General features: G+C 68.8%; 16 protein-coding genes. 6 read left to right on the top strand and 10 right to left on the bottom strand.

The window, feature by feature from the left end; all coding sequences use genetic code 11:
- Nucleotides 1-140: 140 nt before the first annotated feature.
- A complete protein-coding gene (gene carB, locus HUA78_RS31060) occupies nt 141-3395 on the bottom strand; it encodes a carbamoyl-phosphate synthase large subunit (RefSeq protein ID WP_141641247.1) in 3255 nt (1084 codons plus the stop codon).
- A gap of 150 nt (nt 3396-3545) precedes the next feature.
- On the opposite strand from carB, the gene HUA78_RS31055 reads away from it, so the two are divergent.
- Nucleotides 3546-4424, top strand: coding sequence for a hypothetical protein (locus HUA78_RS31055; protein ID WP_174477785.1), 879 nt, complete (start codon nt 3546-3548; stop codon nt 4422-4424).
- Between the two features lie 52 nt (nt 4425-4476).
- Here the strand turns inward: HUA78_RS31055 and HUA78_RS31050 are convergent, their stop codons facing one another.
- From HUA78_RS31050 to HUA78_RS31030, 5 genes are all read right to left on the bottom strand, one after another.
- Complete coding sequence (locus HUA78_RS31050; RefSeq protein ID WP_174459176.1) at nt 4477-5667, bottom strand: pyridoxal phosphate-dependent aminotransferase; 1191 nt, start codon at nt 5665-5667, stop codon at nt 4477-4479.
- A 51-nt stretch (nt 5668-5718) separates the two neighbouring features.
- The gene (gene coaD / locus HUA78_RS31045) at nt 5719-6201 is read right to left on the bottom strand and encodes a pantetheine-phosphate adenylyltransferase (RefSeq protein WP_141646023.1); all 483 of its coding nucleotides are present in this window, start codon (nt 6199-6201) and stop codon (nt 5719-5721) included.
- A gap of 45 nt (nt 6202-6246) precedes the next feature.
- Entirely contained in the window at nt 6247-6804 is a 558-nt protein-coding gene (gene rsmD / locus HUA78_RS31040) for a 16S rRNA (guanine(966)-N(2))-methyltransferase RsmD (protein WP_174477784.1), read from the bottom strand.
- A gap of 26 nt (nt 6805-6830) precedes the next feature.
- Entirely contained in the window at nt 6831-7868 is a 1038-nt protein-coding gene (locus HUA78_RS31035; RefSeq protein ID WP_174477783.1) for a hypothetical protein, read from the bottom strand.
- A 112-nt stretch (nt 7869-7980) separates the two neighbouring features.
- The gene (locus tag HUA78_RS31030; RefSeq protein WP_174459178.1) at nt 7981-8976 is read right to left on the bottom strand and encodes a cation diffusion facilitator family transporter; all 996 of its coding nucleotides are present in this window, start codon (nt 8974-8976) and stop codon (nt 7981-7983) included.
- Between the two features lie 107 nt (nt 8977-9083).
- Here HUA78_RS31030 and HUA78_RS31025 point away from each other — a divergent pair, with 107 nt between their 5' ends.
- From HUA78_RS31025 to typA, 3 genes are all read left to right on the top strand, one after another.
- Nucleotides 9084-10667, top strand: coding sequence for a sigma 54-interacting transcriptional regulator (locus HUA78_RS31025; protein ID WP_141646027.1), 1584 nt, complete (start codon nt 9084-9086; stop codon nt 10665-10667).
- Nucleotides 10664-11605: an alpha/beta fold hydrolase gene (locus HUA78_RS31020; protein ID WP_174459179.1), complete on the top strand. Its 942-nt coding sequence runs from the start codon at nt 10664-10666 to the stop codon at nt 11603-11605. The genes HUA78_RS31025 and HUA78_RS31020 overlap by 4 nt, the downstream gene beginning before the upstream one ends.
- Nucleotides 11606-11818: 213 nt before the next feature.
- Nucleotides 11819-13666: a translational GTPase TypA gene (gene typA / locus HUA78_RS31015; RefSeq protein ID WP_141646029.1), complete on the top strand. Its 1848-nt coding sequence runs from the start codon at nt 11819-11821 to the stop codon at nt 13664-13666.
- Nucleotides 13667-13861: 195 nt separating this feature from the next.
- Here the strand turns inward: typA and HUA78_RS31010 are convergent, their stop codons facing one another.
- Nucleotides 13862-14317 carry a MarR family winged helix-turn-helix transcriptional regulator gene (locus tag HUA78_RS31010; protein WP_174477782.1) on the bottom strand — a complete coding sequence of 152 codons (456 nt, stop codon included), beginning with the start codon at nt 14315-14317 and terminating at the stop codon, nt 13862-13864.
- 157 nt (nt 14318-14474) lie between these two features.
- On the opposite strand from HUA78_RS31010, the gene HUA78_RS31005 reads away from it, so the two are divergent.
- Both HUA78_RS31005 and HUA78_RS31000 read left to right on the top strand, forming a co-directional pair.
- Nucleotides 14475-14954 (top strand): DUF1772 domain-containing protein, encoded by a 480-nt coding sequence (locus HUA78_RS31005; RefSeq protein ID WP_174462037.1) that lies wholly within the window; start codon nt 14475-14477, stop codon nt 14952-14954.
- Nucleotides 14951-15712 carry an SDR family NAD(P)-dependent oxidoreductase gene (locus HUA78_RS31000; RefSeq protein WP_174477781.1) on the top strand — a complete coding sequence of 254 codons (762 nt, stop codon included), beginning with the start codon at nt 14951-14953 and terminating at the stop codon, nt 15710-15712. Before HUA78_RS31005 ends, HUA78_RS31000 begins: the two co-directional genes overlap by 4 nt.
- Before the next feature lie 12 nt (nt 15713-15724).
- Here the strand turns inward: HUA78_RS31000 and cglE are convergent, their stop codons facing one another.
- The 3 genes from cglE to HUA78_RS30985 all read right to left on the bottom strand — a co-directional run bounded on the left by cglE (nt 15725) and on the right by HUA78_RS30985 (nt 18889).
- Nucleotides 15725-16327 (bottom strand): adventurous gliding motility protein CglE, encoded by a 603-nt coding sequence (gene cglE, locus HUA78_RS30995; protein WP_174466517.1) that lies wholly within the window; start codon nt 16325-16327, stop codon nt 15725-15727.
- Nucleotides 16328-16495: 168 nt separating this feature from the next.
- Nucleotides 16496-18544, bottom strand: coding sequence for a TonB family protein (locus HUA78_RS30990; protein ID WP_174459184.1), 2049 nt, complete (start codon nt 18542-18544; stop codon nt 16496-16498).
- Between the two features lie 51 nt (nt 18545-18595).
- A complete protein-coding gene (locus tag HUA78_RS30985; RefSeq protein ID WP_141646035.1) occupies nt 18596-18889 on the bottom strand; it encodes a hypothetical protein in 294 nt (97 codons plus the stop codon).
- Nucleotides 18890-18894 lie beyond the last annotated feature (5 nt).

Raw genomic sequence — 18894 nt, 5'->3', positions numbered from 1 at the left:
TGTCTTTCAGCCCGCCAAACTCCGCTAGACGGACTCTGCCTCTAAAACCCGCCTGGGAGAGCCGATGCGCGGAGGCATCAACGCAAACGGCCCCGCTCCCACGGGGGAACGGGGCCGTTCGGAACATCCCGAAGCGCGTCCTACCGCCGAGTCTTGCCCGGCACCGTGCTGGTGATGCCCAGGTACTCCTGCAGCGGCTTCACATCCAGGTCCGTGCGCTTGAGCGCCTCCAGCGCGCCCACCGCCATGCGCGCCGCCTGCACCGTCGTGTAATACGGCACCGAGTGCATCAATGCCTCACGGCGGATGGAGAAGCTGTCGGAGATCTCCTGCTTGCCGAAGGTCGTGTTGATGACCAACACAATCTCCCCGTCGACAATCTTGTCGACGATGTTCGGCCGGCCCTCCTTCACCTTCTGCACCACCTGCGCGTCGATTCCCTTCGTCGCCAGGTACTTGTGCGTCCCCGCCGTCACGATGAGCGAGAAGCCCATGGACCGCAGCCGCCGCGCCAAGTCCACCACCGCCGGCTTGTCGTCATCCTTGACCGAGATGAACACCTTGCCGCTCTTGGGCAGCTTCACCCCCGCCGCCAACTGGCTCTTGGCGAAGGCCGTCGCGTAGTCCTGCGCCAGCCCCATCACCTCGCCCGTGGACTTCATCTCCGGCCCGAGAATCACGTCCACGCCCGCGAAGCGCGCGAAGGGGAACACGCTCTCCTTCACCGCCACGTGCCGCATCTCCGGCTCCTGCGTCGCGTTGAGCTCCTTCAGCGTCTTGCCCACCATGCACAGCGCGGCAATCTTCGCCATCGCCACACCCGTGGCCTTCGAGATGAACGGCACCGTGCGGCTCGCACGCGGGTTCACTTCCAGGATGTAGATGGTCTTCCCCTGGATGGCGAACTGCACGTTCATCAGGCCCACCACGCCCAACTCCCGCGCGAGCGCGATGGCCTGGTCCTTCATCCGCTCCACCAGGTCCGGCGGCAGCGAGTGCGGCGGCAGCGTCGCCGCCGCGTCACCCGAGTGCACACCCGCCTCCTGGATGTGCTCCAGCACCCCGCCAATCATCACCGCACCCGTCCGGTCCGCGACCAGGTCCAGGTCCACCTCAATCGCGTCCTTCAGGAAGCGATCAATCAGCACCGGATGCTCGGGCGACGCACTCACCGCCTCGCGCATGTACCGCTCCAGGCTGGACGCGTCGTACACCGTCTCCATCGCGCGCCCACCCAGCACGTACGAGGGACGCACCATCACCGGGTAGCCGATGCGCTCGGCCACCTTGAACGCCTCCGCGTGGCTGCGCGCCACCCCGTTCTCCGGCTGCGTCAGCCCCAGCTTCTCGATGAGCGTGCTGAAGCGCTCGCGGTCCTCCGCCCGGTCGATGGCGTCCGGCGACGTGCCGAGAATCGGCAGGCCCGCCTTCTCCAGCGGCACGGAGATGCGCAGCGGCGTCTGTCCGCCGAACTGGACGATGGCGCCCACCGGCTTCTCGCGCTGCGACACCTCCAGCACGTCTTCAATCGTCAGCGGCTCGAAGTAGAGCCGGTCCGACGTGTCGTAGTCCGTGGACACCGTCTCCGGGTTGCAGTTGACCATCACCGTCTCGTACCCGGCCTCGCGCAGCGCGAAGGCCGCGTGCACGCACGCGTAGTCGAACTCGATGCCCTGACCGATGCGGATGGGCCCGCTGCCCAGGATGAGCACCTTCTGGCGGTCCGTCGGCGGCGCCTCGTCCTCTTCCTCGTAGGTCGAGTACAGGTACGGCGTGAAGGCCTCGAACTCCGCGGCGCACGTGTCCACCCGCTTGAACACGGGACGGATGTTGCGCGCGTGCCGGTGCGCCCGCACCTCCTCCTCCGGGTAGCCGAGCAGCTTGCCCAGGTACTTGTCGGAGAAGCCGTGCGCCTTCGCCTGCCGGAGCACCTCGTCCGGGAGCTGATCCAACCGGCCGTACTCCTGGATGGACTGGCCCTCGCGAACCAGCATCTCGATGTAGCGCAGGAACCACGGGTCGATGTTGGACAGCGCGTTCACGTCCTCCACCGTCAGGCCCTCGCGAAACGCCTGGGCCACGAACCAGGGCCGCTCCGGGCGCGGAATCCGCAGCGCCTCGCGCAGCACCTTCTCGCGCTCCTCCTTCTCCACGGGCAGCTCGGGCGGCTCCAGCCCCACGCGCCCCAACTCCATGGAGCGCAGCGCCTTCATGTACGCCTCGGGGAAGGTCCGGCCAATGGCCATCACCTCGCCCACCGAGCGCATGCTCGTGGTCAGCGTCCGGTCCGCGTGCGGGAACTTCTCGAAGTTGAAGCGCGGAATCTTCACCACCACGTAGTCCAGCGTCGGCTCGAACGAGGCCGGCGTGTCACGGGTGATGTCGTTGCGCAGCTCGTCCAGCGTGTAGCCCAGCGCCAGCTTCGCGGCGATCTTCGCGATGGGATACCCCGTCGCCTTCGACGCCAGCGCGCTGGAGCGCGACACGCGCGGGTTCATCTCGATGACCACCATGCGGCCATCTTTCGGATGGATGCCGAACTGGATGTTCGAGCCACCCGTCTCGACGCCAATCTCCCGGATGATGGCCAGCGACGCCTGCCGCATCCGCTGGTACTCGCGGTCCGTCAGCGTCTGCGCGGGCGCCACGGTGATGGAGTCACCCGTGTGCACTCCCATCGGGTCCAGGTTCTCAATCGAGCAGACGATGATGACGTTGTCCGCCGTGTCGCGGACCACCTCCAGCTCGTACTCCTTCCAGCCGAGCACGCTCTCCTCCACGAGGATGGTGGAGTTGGGGCTCGCCTTCAGGCCCGAGCGGCAGATGCTCTCGAACTCCTCGCGGTTGTAGGCGATGCCACCGCCGGTGCCGCCGAGCGTGAACGAGGGGCGGATGATGGCCGGGAAGCCAATCTCCTCCACCAGCGCCATCGCCTCCGTCAGCGTCGTCGCGTAGCCGCTCTTCGGCAGCGCCACGCCGATCTTCTGCATGGCCGCCTTGAAGAGCTTCCGGTCCTCCGCCTTGTTGATGGCCTCCAGCGAGGCACCAATCAGGCGCACCCCGTACTTCTCCAGGATGCCCTGCTCGGCCAGGGCCTTGGCCAGGTTGAGCGCCGTCTGACCTCCCATCGTCGGCAGCAGCGAGTCCGGCCGCTCGGCGGCGAGGATGCGCTCCGCCACTTCCACGGTGATGGGCTCGATGTAGGTGCGAAAGGCGAATTCTGGGTCGGTCATCACCGTGGCGGGGTTGCTGTTGAGCAGCACCACCTCCACGCCTTCATCCCGGAGAGCCTTGATGGCTTGAGTACCGGAGTAGTCGAACTCGACGGCCTGGCCGATGACAATCGGGCCCGAGCCAATCACCAGAACCTTGCGGATATCGGTACGCTTAGGCATCGGGGCGCCCCAATACCAACGTCTGACTCCGCATGCACGGATGTTATGTGGCACGTGACGTCCGTCCGCCCGGACGCCCGGTTTCCACAGCCGACTCCCAGACGCCCGGTGCCCAGGCTCTGCTACGCTCCGCCCGTCCTCGGAGGTCGCATGCGTCGCTGGTCCCTGGCCCTCATCCTCTCCCTCTCCGCGCCCGCGCTCGCCCAGGCGCCGGAGACTCCCGAGCCCGCCGCCGCGCCGCCCGCCCAGGAGCCCGCCCCCCAGGCACCCGCCCCCCAGGCACCCGCCTCCTCGGCCCCCGTGAAGGCCGAGCCCCCTCCCGCCCCGACCCCCAAGCCCGTCGAGGCCGCGCCCACCCCGGCCCAGCCCGCCGCCGAGACGACGCCTCCCCCCGCGCCCAAGCCCGCCGTGGAGAAGGCTCCTGCCCCCAAGCCCGCCGCGGAGACGACGCCTCCCGCGCCCAGGCCCACCGCGGAGAAGACTCCCGCGCCTCCTCCCGCGCCCAAGCCCGCGACAGCGGCCACGCCGCCACCCGCCCAGCCCATGGCGCCGCCCACGACGGCCGCCATGCCACCGCAAGCCCAGCCCAAGGCCGACCTCGCGCTGCCCCCGCCCGTTCCGGATGAGGGACCGGTGTCGGCGACAGAAGTGAAGATGCGCGACATCCAGACGAGCGCGCGCTTCCTCTTCCAGTGCCTGCTGACGGGCGACGTGCGCAGCACCGCCAACGAGCTGTTCTACCCGTTCCAGCTCGAGGAGAAGCGCTTCGGCACACCCGAGGAGCTGGTGGCCGCGTGGGTGAAGCAGCTGCGCCTCAAGCGCACGGACCTGGTCACCCTCTTCGACGTGGAGGTGATGACGCTGGAGGCGATGGAGAAGAAGTATGGCAAGGCCCCCGCCCGGCTCGGGCTGGACCTGCGCAACATGAAGGACATCTGGGTCGCCGTGGGCAACCTCTCCGGCCGCGCCGGCGTCTTCGTCTACAAGCCGTACGGCGACGAGCACCGCGCCTTCGCCTACACGGATTGAGCCTCACCCCGGCGACACCCTCTGGGGGACGCCGGGGCTCGAAGCCAGGGTTTCAGCGCAGCGCCTGGACCAGCTCGCCCAGCCGCGTAAGCCCCTTGCCGAGCACCTCGCGCGAGGTGGCGAAGCTCATGCGGATGTACCCCTCCGCGCCGAACGGGTCTCCCGGCACGGCGGCCACGCGGAAGTCGTCGAGGAGGATCTCCGACAGCTGCAGGGAGCCCGTCACGGCCTTGCCCTTGTAGGGCCGCCCGTAGAGGCCCCGGACGTCCGCGAGCGCGTAGAAGGCGCCCTCCGGCATCCGGCACCGCACCCCGTCCAGCGCGTTGAGGCCGCCCACGAAGAAGTCCCGGCGCGCGCGGTACTCCGTCACCATCATCGCGATGGTGTCCGGCGGCCCCTGCAGCGCCGCCAGCGCGGCCTTCTGGCCAATGGACGAAGCGTTGGAGGTGGACTGGTCCTGCACCAGCTGCATCGCGGACAGCACCGGCCGGGGCCCCGCCGCGTAGCCCATGCGCCAGCCCGTCATGGAGTACGCCTTGCTCATCCCGTTGACGACCACCAGCCGGGGCACCAGGTCCGGCGCCACGTCGCTGATGCCCAGCCGCTCGCCCGTGTAGAGGAGCTTCTCGTAGATGTCGTCCGTGACGATGAGGCAGTCATGGCCGCGCACGGCGTCGGCGATGCCCTCCAGCGCGGCGCGCGAGTACACCGCGCCCGTGGGGTTGCCCGGGCTGTTGATGATGACGGCGCGCGTGCGCGGCGTGAGCGCGCGACGGATGGCGTCCGGGTCCGGCGCGAAGCCGTCCTCCTCGCGCGTGGCGACGATGACGGGCGTGGCGCCCGCCAGCCGCACCATGTCCGGATAGCTGACCCAGTACGGCGAGAAGATGAGGACCTCGTCGCCCTCGTCCAGTACCGCCTGGCAGAAGTTGTAGAGCGCCTGCTTGCCACCGGACGTGACGAGCACCTGTTCCGGCGTGAAGCGCAGCCCGTTGTCGCGCTCCAGCTTGCGGCAGATGGCCTCGCGCAGCTCGGGGATTCCCGCCGTGGCCGTGTACTTCGTGAAGCCGGCCTTCAGCGCGTCGATGGCCGCCTGCTTGATGTAGTCCGGGGTGTCGAAGTCCGGCTCGCCGGCCGCCAGGGCCACCACGTCCACGCCTTGGGCCGCGAGCGCCTTGGCGCGGGAGTTGAGAGCGAGCGTTGGAGACGGCTTGATGGCCTGGAGCCGACGGGCGAGTTTCATGCGCGAATGCGTAGCGCGGCGGCGCCGGCCCGACAAGTGCCGCGAAGGGGGCTACGTCTTCCGCGCGAACTTCGCCTTCAGGGCCTCGTGCACGTTGGGCGGAACCAGCCCCGTGACGTCACCGTTGAAAGAGGCGACTTCCCGCACGAGCTGGGAGGAGATGTAGAAGTAGTCCTCCCCGGTCATCATGAAGACAGTCTCCACCGTGGGCGCCAGCTTGCGGTTCATGTTGGCGAGCTGGAACTCGTATTCGAAGTCCGACACCGCCCGGAGCCCCCGGACGATGACGCTCACCCCCCGGCGCTTGACGTAGTCCACCAGGAGACCGTGGAAGGCGTCGACCTCCACCCTCGGGTCCTTCACGGCGTCGCGAATCAAGTCGCGTCGCTCGTCCTCGGTGAAGAGCGGGGTCTTCTTCGGGTTCACCGCGATGGCGACAATGACCTTGTCGAACATCTTCAGGCTGCGCTGAATGAGGCTCAGGTGCCCGTTGGTGAGCGGATCGAACGAACCTGGGTAGATGGCGACCGGCATGTGACAGGGAGTCTCGAACGGCCCCGGATGCCGGTCAAGCAATGGTCAGGGCGCCCGGTAGAAGCTCACCAGGGTGTCCCCGAACCGACGCTGGTCCTCCAGGGTCAACCCCGCATGGGCATCCGGGGCATTCTCCCGCTTGTCGTGCTCCACCACGAGCATTCCGCCCGGCGAAAGCAGCGCCGCTCCCGTCACCCCGTCCAGCACCGTCTCGACGACGCGCGCGGCATAGGGCGGGTCCGCGAAGATGAGCTCGAAGCGCTCGTTGCGCCGCTGCAGGAACGCGAGCGCCCGGACCACCGGCTGGGCGAGCAGCTCCACCTGGCTCGTGAAGCCCAGCCCGTCCGTGTTCTGCCGACAGAGGGCCTGGGCCTCCCGGTCCTGGTCCACCAGCACCACGCTCCCCGCGCCCCGGGACAGGGCCTCCAGGCCCAGCGCGCCGGTGCCCGCGTACAGGTCCAGGACTTTCTGCCCGTCCAGGAACTGGCCCAGCACGTTGAAGATGGTCTCCCGTACACGGTCCGCCGTGGGGCGGATGTGAAGCGATGTGGACTTGGGGCCGGCAATGGCCCGGCCCTTCGCGGAGCCTGAGACGATTCGCATGGCGGCCCTTCTACACCGCGCGGCGGCTACTCGCCCCGGTTCTCCGCGAGGAAGCGCATGACAGCGTGGCCCGTGCCTACCGCGCCCAGCGCGGCGAAGACCTCCGACGCCTCCGCGAACGACAGCGCCTCCAGTCGCTCCCTCGCCTTCGGCTCCAGGGGCGGCAGGCTGTCCTCCAGCACGCTCAGCAGCTCCCCGGCCGCCACACCCGAGGCCGCCGACTTCTCCTCCACGCTCGCGCGGATGTCCGCGGACCAGGAGCCCAGCGCGAGCCGCTCGAAGGGGCCCACGCAGTCCACCTTGCGAGCACCGGCCGCGACATATGTCGGCAGCGTCCGGGGGAAGCCCTCGCGCACGTCGCCCACACAGACCGCCGCGCCGTACTCCGCGGCCAGGTCCACCACGGAGCGCAGCATGCCCACGTCCGGCTCGCCGCCGCCCAAATCGCGCTCCGAGACTCGCACGAAGCGCACCGGCACCTTCCACTGCTTGAGCCCCTCCAAGAGCGTGCGGTACGCGTCCAGCAGGCCGCCATTCGCCGGGGCCGGGGCGCTCAGCTCCAGGGACAGCTCCCGCTCCGTCACGGGGCCCACCAGCGCGTTGACGGCCTCCACGGCGGCGTAGGAGTCCAGCCGCGACAGGTCCAGGGACACCAGCGAGAAGCCCGCGTCCACCACCCGGAAGATGCCCTCGCGCAGCGGACCGATCGAGTCCTCGTCCGCCGTCGTCACCCGCACGGGGCCCGCCTGGAGGAACAGGGGCCGCGAGTGCTCCGCCTCCATCGCGGCCTCGTGTACCGCGGCGACGAAGCGCTCCGCCGCGCCCCGGTCCGCCGTGGGGTGGGGACACGCCAGTCCGAGCACCGCGTCCTCGGAGCGCGCCGCGCGCAGCAGTCCGGGCAGGGCGCCCTTCGCCTGCACCGGCAGGCAGGGCAGCGCCACGGGGACGCGCTCCAGCGCGCGCAGCGGCTCACGCGGGTTGAGCAGCGGAATGCGAGAGCCCGGGCCCACGCGGGCCACCGTGTTGCCGGGTCGCAATGACAGCACCTTGTCCAGCACGCTCATGGGGCGCGGAGAATCGTCCGCCCTCGGGGCCCAGCGCAAGATGAAGCTTGAGGGAGCGTCCGTTGCGCTACGCGGCCCCCACCCACGAGGGCAGGTCGGCGAGCGCCCGCTCTCAATGCACCTCGCCCAGATGGGCGTAGGTCTCGCTCTCTATCTGGATGGTGGTGTGGTCGATGCCGAACCTGTCGAACAGGTCATGCTTCACCGCCGAGAGAATCTCGTCGTTGTTGCAGACCATGGGGTCCAGCACCACCAGGTGCGCGGACAGCGCGTACACGCCGCTGGAGATGGTCCACACGTGCAGGTCATGCACCGCCGTCACGCCGGGCACGCGCAGGAGCAACTCCTTCACCTGCGGCATGTCCACGTGCGAGGGCACCGCCTCCATCAGCACGTCCACCGCGTCGCGCACCAGCCGCACCGCGCCCACCACGATGACCACCGAGATGACCGCGGAGATGATGGCGTCCACCACGAACCAGCCGGTCAGCGCCATGATGCCCGCGCCAATCAGCACGCCCACCGAGGACAGCGTGTCCCCGAGCACGTGCAGGAACGCCCCCCGGACATTCATCGAATGCGTGCGGTGCAGGAAGCCCAGCGCGCCCAGGTTCGCGAAGAGGCCCACGGTGGCCACCACCGCCATGGGCCCCAGCTTCACCGGCGTGGGCGTCTGGAAACGCTCCCAGGCCTCGAAGAGGATGAAGCCGGTGATGCCCAGGAGCAGCACGCCGTTGAGCAGCGCGCTCAAAATCTCCATCCGGTAGTAGCCGTACGTCTTCTTCACGTCCGCCGGCTTGCCCGCGAACCACAGGGCGACGAGGCTCAGCCCCAGCGCGGACACGTCCGTCAGCATGTGGCCCGCGTCCGACATCAGGGCCAGCGACTGCGTCAACCAGCCCCCCACCGCCTCCGCCAGGGCGATGGTCGCCGTCAGGACGAGCGCGAAGATGAGCCGCGTGCGGTCCTTGCGTCGCTCCTCCGCCACCCCACCCTTCCGGGGGCCGTGCCCATGCCCGTGCCCATGGTGATGATGACCGTGGTCATGCCCGTGGTCGTGGTCATGCCCATGCCCTGCCCCGCCGCGAGTGTGAGTGGAGGTAGTCACGGGAGAGAGAAGTGCGGATACAGCCCGGTCCTGAGGTATGAGAAGTGAGAAACGCGATTCCGACGGCCCGGTTCCCTCCCCGGTGCGCGGGCCGGACGGAGGTAGGGATGGACTTCGAGAAGCACCAGAGCCTGCACACCATCATCATGCTGAGAGATGTCATCCGCAAGTGGTGGCAGATGGAGCTCTCCTTCGCGGATCGGCATGGCGTGGTGCACGAGTGGCAGCGTGGGGACATTGCCCCGCCCCCCAATCCGTTCTGCCGAATCTCCCTCTTCTCGAAGGAAGGCCTGCGGCGCTGCAGCCAGTCGGTCCGGGTGCTGCACGAGAAGTTCCGGGGCAACAAGAAGGTGCGCCGCTCGCTCTTCCACGACTGCCACCTCAACTTCAGCATCGTGGGCGCGCCGCTCTACGTGGACAACGAGTACGCGGGCTGTCTCTTCGTGGAGGGCTTCGCCCGACAGATGCTCAACGCGCGCGACGTGGAGGTGCTGCGCTCGCGGCTGCTCCAGTTCGCGCCGCCGTTCTCCGACCTGGACCGCGCCGACGAGCGCGTGCCCGTCCTGGACGGCTCGGAGCTGGCGAAGCTGTCGGACCTGCTGGAGTTCGCGGCGCAGGAGATCGCCACCCACGAGTCGGAGCTGGCGCGGCGCGAGGAGCAGGCCCCGCCCCCGTCCCCCGAGGCGCTGGAGCGCTACCGCTTCGAGAAGATCATCGGCCGCTCCGGGCCGATGATGGAGATCTTCCGGCTGATGGAGAAGGTGGCCAACTCCGACTCCACCGTCCTCATCAACGGCGAGTCGGGCACGGGCAAGGAGCTGGTGGCGCGGGCCATCCATCACAACGGTCCGCGCAAGGACCAGCCGTTCGTGGTGCAGAACTGCTCGGCCTTCAACGACAACCTGCTGGAGAGCGCCCTCTTCGGCCACACGCGCGGCGCCTTCACCGGCGCGCTGCGCGACAAGAAGGGCCTGTTCGAGGTGGCCGACGGCGGCACCTTCTTCCTGGATGAAGTGGGCGACATGTCCCCCGCCCTCCAGGTGAAGCTCTTGCGCGTGCTCCAGGAAGGCACCTTCCTGCCCGTGGGTGGCACGCACCACAAGGAGGTCAACGTCCGCGTCGTCGCCGCCACGCACAAGGACCTGGGCGAGCTGGTGAAGCGGGGCGAGTTCCGCGAGGACCTCTTCTACCGCATCAACGTCATCCGCCTGCAGCTCCCGCCGCTGCGCGAGCGCCGCGATGACCTGCCCGTCCTCATCGACCACTTCCTGCGCAAGCACCACCGCGAGGGCCAGCGCACCCGAGGGCTGTCCACCGAGGCCCTGGCCATCCTCGGCGCCTACGCGTGGCCGGGGAACATCCGCGAGCTGGAGAACGAAATCGAGCGGCTGCTCGTGCTCGGCGGAGACCTGGAGATGCTGCCCGCGGAGCTCTTGTCCAGCCGCATCCGCGACGCCGTCGTCCCCGGCGGAGGGCCGTTCATCCCCCCGCGCGCCCACGGCCGGCTGCACGAGGCGGTGGAGGCGCTGGAGCGGGAGATGATTCACCAGGGCCTGTTGCGCACGCGCAACAACAAGAGCCGCCTGGCGCGGGAGCTGGGCATCAGCCGCTCCAACCTCATCTTGAAGATCGCCCGCTACGGGTTGGACAGGGGCCTGCCCGAGGACGACGAGGCGGAGGCGGAGGCATGAGCGCGCAGGCCGTCTACTTCCATCAGGACTTCCTGCACGTCCCGGACGGCGCGGAGCTGTACTACCAGGTCACCGGCGACGGTGAGCCGGGCGTGGTGCTGTGCGACGGGCTGGGCTGTGACGGCTTCGCCTGGAAGTACCTGGCGCCCTACCTCTCACGGCGCCACCGCGTGCTGCGCTGGCACTACCGGGGCCACGGCCGCTCCGGCATCCCCGAGGACCGCGAGCGCATCGGGATGCTGTACACCTGCGATGATTTGCAGCGGGTGATGGACGCGGCGGGGATGGAGCGCGCCGTCCTCTTCGGCCACTCCATGGGCGTGCAGGTGGCGCTGGAGTTCCACCGCCGCTACGCCAGCCGCGTGCAGGGCCTGGTGCTGTTGTGTGGCAGCTACGGCAACCCACTGGACACCTTCCACGACTCCACCGTCCTCAAGAAGATGTTCCCCACCCTTCGCCGGGTGGTGGAGCGCTTCCCCGAGCAGTCCGCACGACTCATCCACGCGGCGCTGCGCACGGAGCTGGCGGTGCAGCTCGCCATCTCCCTGGAGATGAATCGCGAGCGCATCGCCCGGAACGACCTGGCGCCGTACTTCGAGCACCTGGCCCGCATGGACCCCGTCGTCTTCGTGCGGACGCTCGACTCGCTGTCCGAGCACTCCGCCTGGGACCACCTGCTGCACGTGGACGTCCCATCCCTCGTCGTCGCCGGCGAGCGCGACAAGTTCACCCCCGGCTGGTTGTCCCGGAAGATGGCCGCCCGGATTCCCGACGCCGAGCTGGTCCTCATCCCCGACGGCACCCACACCGCCCCCCTGGAGGCCCCGGGGCTGGTCGAGGTCCGCATCGAACGCTTCCTCCGCGAGCGGCTGGGCATGCCTTCCACCCCCGGCTCCCTGGGCGGCAAGGCCTGGAATTCCTCCCCAGTGGGTTCCTGAGGGTGACGCCCGGGTGACGAGATGCCCCGGATACCCGGCCTTTACCCTGTCGGGCGGGGTGTACCCCCTGGCTGAACGTCCGGGGAGCATCCGCGCTCATTGCAGGAGCCGCACTCACGGCATATAAGCCCCCGCCTTCCGGGTTCCGGTGGGGATCGGGAGACCTGTCCACAACGCGGCTTCCCCCCCGCCATTCACCTCAGTTTGGTTCGTATGATTCCTCGCGAAAACATCCGTAACGTCGCCATCGTCGCCCACGTCGACCATGGCAAGACCACGCTCGTCGATCACCTGCTGCGGCAGGCGGGCACTTTCCGTAGCAACGAGCACGTCGCCGAACGGGTGATGGACTCCAACGACCTCGAGCGCGAGAAGGGCATCACCATCCTCGCGAAGAACACCGCGGTCAGCTACAAGGGCATGCAGATCAACATCATCGACACCCCGGGCCACGCCGACTTCGGTGGTGAGGTGGAGCGCGGTCTGCGCCTCGTCGATGGCGTCATCCTGCTGGTGGACGCGGCCGAAGGTCCCCTGCCCCAGACGCGCTTCGTGCTCACCAAGGCGCTCGCCATGGGCCTGAAGACGGTGCTGGTCATCAACAAGATCGACCGTCAGGACGCTCGCGCTCCCGAAGTGTTGGATCTGGTCTACTCGCTCTACATCGACCTGGGCGCGGACGATAAGCAGTTGGAGATGCCCGTCCTGTACACCGTGGCCCGTCAGGGTCAGGCGTCCACGTCGCTCGAGGTGCCCGGCAAGACGCTGGAGCCCTTGTACGACGCCATCATCAAGCACATCCCGCCCCCGTCCGCGTCGGAAGAGAAGACGCCGCAGCTGCTGGTGGCGAACCTGGACTACGACGACTACGTCGGCCGCCTCGCGGTGGGTCGCGTGCAGGCCGGTCGCTTCACGCCGAACATGCCCGTCTCCGTCGTGCGCGAGGGTGGCAAGGTCGAGCAGGGGAAGATCGTCAAGCTGTTCGGCTTCTCCGGTCTGAAGCGCGTCGAAATCCAGGACGCGGGCCCCGGTGAAATCGTCTCCATCGCCGGCATCGAGGACGTGTCCATCGGCGACACGTTCGGCGACCCGGAGAAGCCCGTGGCGCTGCCGCGCATCACCGTGGATGAGCCCACGATGATGATGATCTTCAAGGTCAACGACGGGCCGCTGGCGGGCAAGGAAGGCAAGTTCGTCACCTCCCGCAACCTGCGTGAGCGCCTGTACCGCGAGGCCTACCGCAACGTGGCCGTGCGCGTGGAGGACACGGAGACGCCTGACGCGTTCCGCGTCGTCGGCCGTGGCGAACTCGCGCTGGCCGTCATCATCGAGAACATGCGCCGCGAGGGCTACGAGCTGACCGCCTCCAACCCGGAGCCGATCACCAAGCACATCGACGGCGTGCTGCACGAGCCGATGGAGCTGGTGTTCTGCGACGTGCCGGAGACCAGCGTCGGCGTGGTGACGGAGCGCATGGGGCCTCGCAAGGGCCGCATGTCGGACATGGCGCCGCTGGGCTCGGGCCGCACCCGCCTCCAGTTCCGCATCCCCGCTCGCGGCCTCATCGGGTTCCGCTCGGAGTTCCTCACGATTACGCGTGGTGAGGGCATCATGAGCAGCCAGTTCGACGGCTTCGAGCCGTGGTTCGGCTACATCCCGAAGCGGCAGAACGGCGCCATCGTGTCGGACCGCCTGGGCGACACCGTGCCCTACGCGCTGTTCAGCATCCAGGAGCGCGGCTACCTGTTCGTCCCCGCCGGCATCACCGTGTACGAGGGGATGATCATCGGCGAGCACGCTCACCCGTCCGAGCTGAACGTCAACTGCTGCCGCGAGAAGAAGCTCACCAACATCCGCGCCGCTGGCCGCGACGAGAACGTCATCCTCGTCCCGCCCCGCGAGATGGGGCTGGAGAAGGCCCTGGAGTGGATCGCCGACGACGAGCTCGTGGAAGTGACGCCCAAGTCCGTGCGCATGCGCAAGAAGTCGCTGGCCGTGGGCGAGCGCTACCGCGCCGAGCGCGACCGCAAGCGTGAAGAGCGCGCGGCCGACGCCGAGTAGTCCCGACGCCGGCCCCAGGCCGGTGTAGCACCCAGGGCCCGTTCCCGATTTCGGGGGCGGGCCCTTCGTGCGTCCGGGCTCAAGGGGTGGCTGGCCGTCCGGATCGGGTCCACGTCCAACCCCTCGCACTCCGGTGACACGCGCACCGAGGCTCCCGTGGTGGAGCGCACCCGGGCGGGGCCTCCGTGGTTCGGGTCAGCGGTCGCCGGTTCCTCGTGGGGGTGCCAGTCGCTCGAAGATGGCGCGCAGTTGCTCCAACTCCGCCACGTCGAGCTGGAGCAGCTCGGGCGGTGGCTCGTACATCCCCTCCTGGAGCTGACGCCGGGCCTTCGCGCCACGCGGGGTCAGCGCCACGCGCTTCACCCGCCGGTCCTTCGGGTCCGCTGTCCTCGCGGCCAGCCCTCGCGCCTCCAGTCGGTCGACCATCCAGGTCGCATTGGAGGCATCACACCCCCACTCCTCCGCCAAAGCGCGCATCACCTTCCCCGCTCCCGCCTCGAGGCTGGAAAGCGCGCGAGCATCGTTGGGCGTGAGGCCCAGCCGCTCCAACACCCGGTCTCTCTGGGCGCGCGTGCGCATGAAGAAGCCGAAGCAGTGTCGCCAGACCTCTTCCGCCAGCGCTTCCTTCCGTTTCGAGCCGTCCCCAGCCATGGACCGAATGTGCCTCGCACCCACCTCGATTGCGAGGCCTCCTTCACATAATTTAACGGATTCAATAGTTGAATGACTTCAACCTTCTCCCAATCATCCCGGTGACGACGGGCCGGGGATTCGGTCTTCGCCGACGCCGGGCCCGACGGAGGTCACCATGGGGAAGAAGCGGTCACTCTACATCCTGCTGTACTGCAGCTTGTTGTTCGGGCTGGTGCTCGGCGCGGGCATCAACGAAGCCCTGTTCGTGATGCCGGCCTGGTTCCAGGCGCCCCCCACGTCCCTGCTGCTGATTGGTGAGCGGGCCGGGAGCGCGATGGCCTTCTGGCTGCCTCTCCAGGCGGCGTTGCTCGGGACGCTCGTCGCATCCCTCGTGCTCAACTGGCGCTCACCGGTTCGCCGCAAGCTGCTCGCTGGAGCCCTGGGTGCCTACGTCCTGGTCTGGGTCCTGTCGGGGGCGATCTTCGCCCCGGAGATCAACGCCCTGGCCGCCGCGGGGGCGCAGGGGCCCTACGACGGGGAGCTGGCGGCGCGCGGACAACGCTGGCTCCAGCTCTCCTGGAGCCGCCATGTCGTGCTCGCGCTGGGCTGGGTCCTGGTGGGCGGCGCCATCTCGAAGTGGGAGGCGGCGTCATGACGAGCCACGGCCCGTTGAGTGGCAAGGTCGCCATCGTCCTCGGCGCCAGCCGGGGCATCGGCGCGGTGACGGCCCGGACGTTCGCGGACGCGGGCGCCTCCGTGGTGCTGGCGGCGCGTTCCGAGGACGCCCTGCGCGCGCTCGCCGCTGACATCGAAGCGCAGGGAGGCACCGCCCTCCCCGTCCCCACGGACCTGGGCGACGAGGCGTCCATCGAGGCCCTGGTCCGCACCACCATCGCGCGGTTCGGTCGGCTGGACGCGGCCTTCAACAACGCCGCGGATGGGCACATGCCCGCGCCCCTGGCGAAGCTCTCCGTCGAGGACCTGGACCGCGCCTGGCGCATCAACGTGCGAGGCTTCTTCCTCGCCATGAAGCATCAGCTCACCGCGATGCTCGCGTCCGGCGGGGGCGCCATCGTCAACATGGCGTCCACCGCGGGGCTCCAGGGTGTCCGGGGCATGGGCGGCTACAGCGCGACCAAACACGCCATCATCGGGCTCACGCGCTCCGCCGCGCTCGACTACGCGGACCAGGGCATCCGGCTCAACGTCGTCGCCCCGGGGCCCATCCTCACCGGCCGCATCCAGCAGCTCCCCGAGGAGCGCCGGGCACCCATCGTCCGCGCGGTGCCCATGGGACGCATCGGGACACCGGAAGAGGTCGCTCGGGCCGTGACCTGGCTGTGCTCGGACGCGGCGTCGTTCGTCACGGGAACGACGCTCGCTGTCGACGGAGGCAGGCTCGCGGGCGCCTGAGCGCGGTGGGGCTCAGAACGTGTACTTCACCTTCGGGAAGATGGCGAAGGAGGTGATGTTGGGGCCGATGACGTAGCGGGCCAGCAGGTCCGCGCCCACGGAGAAGTGGTCCATGCCCGTGGCGTACTCCAGCCCCACGCCCACGCCCGCGTTGGGCGAGCTGATGGCCCGGCCTGGGTTTCCCTCGTCCGGGTCCACCGGCGCGGGGTCCATCCGCGTGTAGCCAGCGACGAGCTTGGGCGTCAGGTACAGCCGGTCCATCAGCCGCACGTGGTACGCGGCCGAGACGTCCAGGAACTGCATGGTGAAGTTGTCGGAGAGCGCGCACGTCTCCGTGCCCGGCAGATAGCCCGCGAAGCAGTTCTGCGCGGACGAGCCCATGCCGAAGTGCGCGCCCAGCGAGATGCGCTCCGTCAGGTCATAGCCCACCCCGAGCTGCAGGTAGGTCTGCGCGTTCGAGTACGCGTTCTCACCGCCCACGGTGAAGAACACGCCGATGTTGGTGTCGGTGTAGAAGCCGCGGCGCGGCTGAAAGTCCACCCCTTCCGGGGGCGTGGCCGCGAGGGCCGGAGTCGACAGCAGCGCAAGCGCGGCAACCAGCTGGGACTTCTTCACGGGTCCTCCCCACGCGGTGCCCTCCCGGTCCAACCGGAAGCGGCGCCGGACGTTAGTGACGCCCCCCTCACTTCGGCAATGAGGGGCTGAAATGAAAGTGGCGTGGACCGTTCCGTCCACGCCACTTGAGGGACGCTCAGGGCGTCCCGACAGCGCCCGCGTCCGCTATCAGCCCTCGCCCTCGGAACCGGCGGGCGAGAACATCCACGGATACGTCACCGCCACCACGCCGCCGCCCTTGGGCTCCGGGAACTTCCAGCGACGGATGCGGGAAATCATGCACTGCTCCGCGCGGGAGTTGCCCAGCGTCGACTCGGAGACGGTGGCGTCGGAGACCGCGCCCGTCGGGTCGATGGTGAACGCCACCGCGACCTTGCCCGCCAGACTCGGCTCCTTGTTCAGCTCCGACTCGTAGCAGTACTTGATCTCATTCTGGTGCCGCCGGATGACCTTGGCGATGACGTCCTTGTCCAGGCCGCCGACCACGGTCGTCTTGCCGGGGATGACCTTGGTGATGGACTTGCCACGGCCGCCCAGGTCGATGCCGCCCGAGCCACCCGCGCCACGTCCGTCCCCCTTCGTGCCCAGGCCACCGATGCCCATGGCCGTGCCGCCACCACCGGTGCCTCCGCCACGAGAGCCCAGGCCACCCACGCCCTGCGCGTCACCCATGGCCGCGCCGCCCTTGAGGCCACCCAGCGCGTTGTTCAGGCCGGTGCCGAAACCGCCCGGGCCGAACACGTCCGAGGCGCCGCCCTTCATGCCCTTGAACGCGCCCAGCAGGCCGACCTTGCCCACCACCTGGCGGTCCTTCTCCTTCTTCGTCTTGTCGACGACGGGCGTGCCGGGCTTGGACGGAGCCGCTTCCGCCTGCTTCGCGTCCTCCTTGCCGAACTTGCCCTCCTCGTCCTTCGCCTTCACGCCCTCCTCCACGCCGGTGAGCTGGAGCTTCTTCTGCTCGAGCTTCTTCTCCGGCGTGACGAGGAACTTCGCCACGCGCTGCTGGGACTCGAAGATGTCGTCGTGCGGCGCCCGCTCCGCGCGCGGTGTCAGCGCCATCGCCAGCACCACCGCCACGCCCGCCATCAGGCAGATGGTGGCGATCTTGAAGAACGTGTAGTCCGCCTCCACCAACGCGTTGGCCGCGATGACCGGCGACGGTTTCACGTACCGCGCCACGAAGGCCACCGTGCCGAGCGACACCTCCACCCGGTCATGCAGGCCCAGCTTGAAGACCTGCTCCTTGTCCTCCGCCGTCCCGGTGAGCTGCCCCGCCGCGCGCAGCGCGTCCTTCGACTTCACGTTCCCACGCTCGGTGACGATGGCACCCGAGCCCGCCGGCACGTGCACTTCCAGCACGTCCCCCCGGCTCACCGCCAGCTCGTACCGCTTGCCCACCGAGGGCACATAGACGTTGAAGAAGTTCTTCTTCCCTTCGCCGATGGTGACGGGGACGCCGTCTTTGAAGTGTTGTACCTGCAACAGCGTGTCGCCCCACAGCATCGACACCTGGAGTACCTTTTCCCGGGCCGTGGGCATCGCCTCGAGCGGGAGCTGCTCCTGCAGGTGGGGAAGCACCGCGCGCCTGGGCGCCGCGGCGACGGGTGGCACCGGAGCAGGCCGTTCCACCCGGGCCGCTGGAGGCGGAGGTGGAGGCCCCACGCGATTCACCGCGGGAGGTGCCACCCGCTCGGTGCGCAGTCCACCCACGGACTGGGCAGGCTCCGAGCGAGGGCTCGTGAAGACGAACCCTCCGCGCGTCTGGCCTGCTCCCGCCGAGGGCGGTGTCACCACCTGCGGTATCGCCATGGGCACCGGTGTCGGCGCCCGCTGCGTCACCGAGCCCTGGAAGCGCGGTCCGGACACCTTGGCTCCCGCGGGAGCCTGGCGCTCGGGTGGGTCGCCTCCGAAGAGGACCTCCACCCGCGTGCCGCCCACGCGAAGCACGTCCCCGGGTTTGAGCGCCGTGGGGATGACCAGCTTCTGGCCACTCACCTCCGTGCCGCCCTCGCTCCCGAGGTCGATGGCCGTGACCGAGCCGTCCTTGTCTACCTTGAGCATCACATGGAGATTGGAGACCCGCGGATCCTGAATCTTCACCGCCGCTTGGGCGCCCGACCCCACGATAACGCTCTCCGCCTCCGACACGGTTTCCACCGTGGAGCCATCAGGCCCCGTGATTCGAAGGGTCAAGCCGTTGTTCTTCGCCGCCGCCATGAGGATTCTTCCTTCTTCCCTTCCGCTCCCGAAAACGCCTGACCGCCGCCGCTAGAGGTTGTCGACGGACTTCTGAAGCTCCGGGTCGAAGTTCTCCCGGACCTTGATGAGACTCTGGAAGTCCGTCTTCTTGCGGTGGAGCACGTACGAGCCTTCCGGCTTCGTCAGCTCGCCCTCCACCGCGACATCGGTGAAATCGATCACCGTCTTCTTCCGGAAGACCGTGCGGTCCTCCTCCTGGACGATCTTCACCGTGTCCTTCGATTGACCCTGCTCCTGCGCCATCGCCACTGGCGCACTGAACAGCAGCCCCACCACCGTCACCGTCGATGCCAGACGCCTCATACCCA

The sequence above is a fragment of the Myxococcus sp. CA033 genome, assembly GCF_013336625.1.
GTDB lineage: Bacteria > Myxococcota > Myxococcia > Myxococcales > Myxococcaceae > Myxococcus > Myxococcus llanfairpwllgwyngyllgogerychwyrndrobwllllantysiliogogogochensis.
This window is presented reverse-complemented; position numbering and strand designations above follow the sequence as displayed.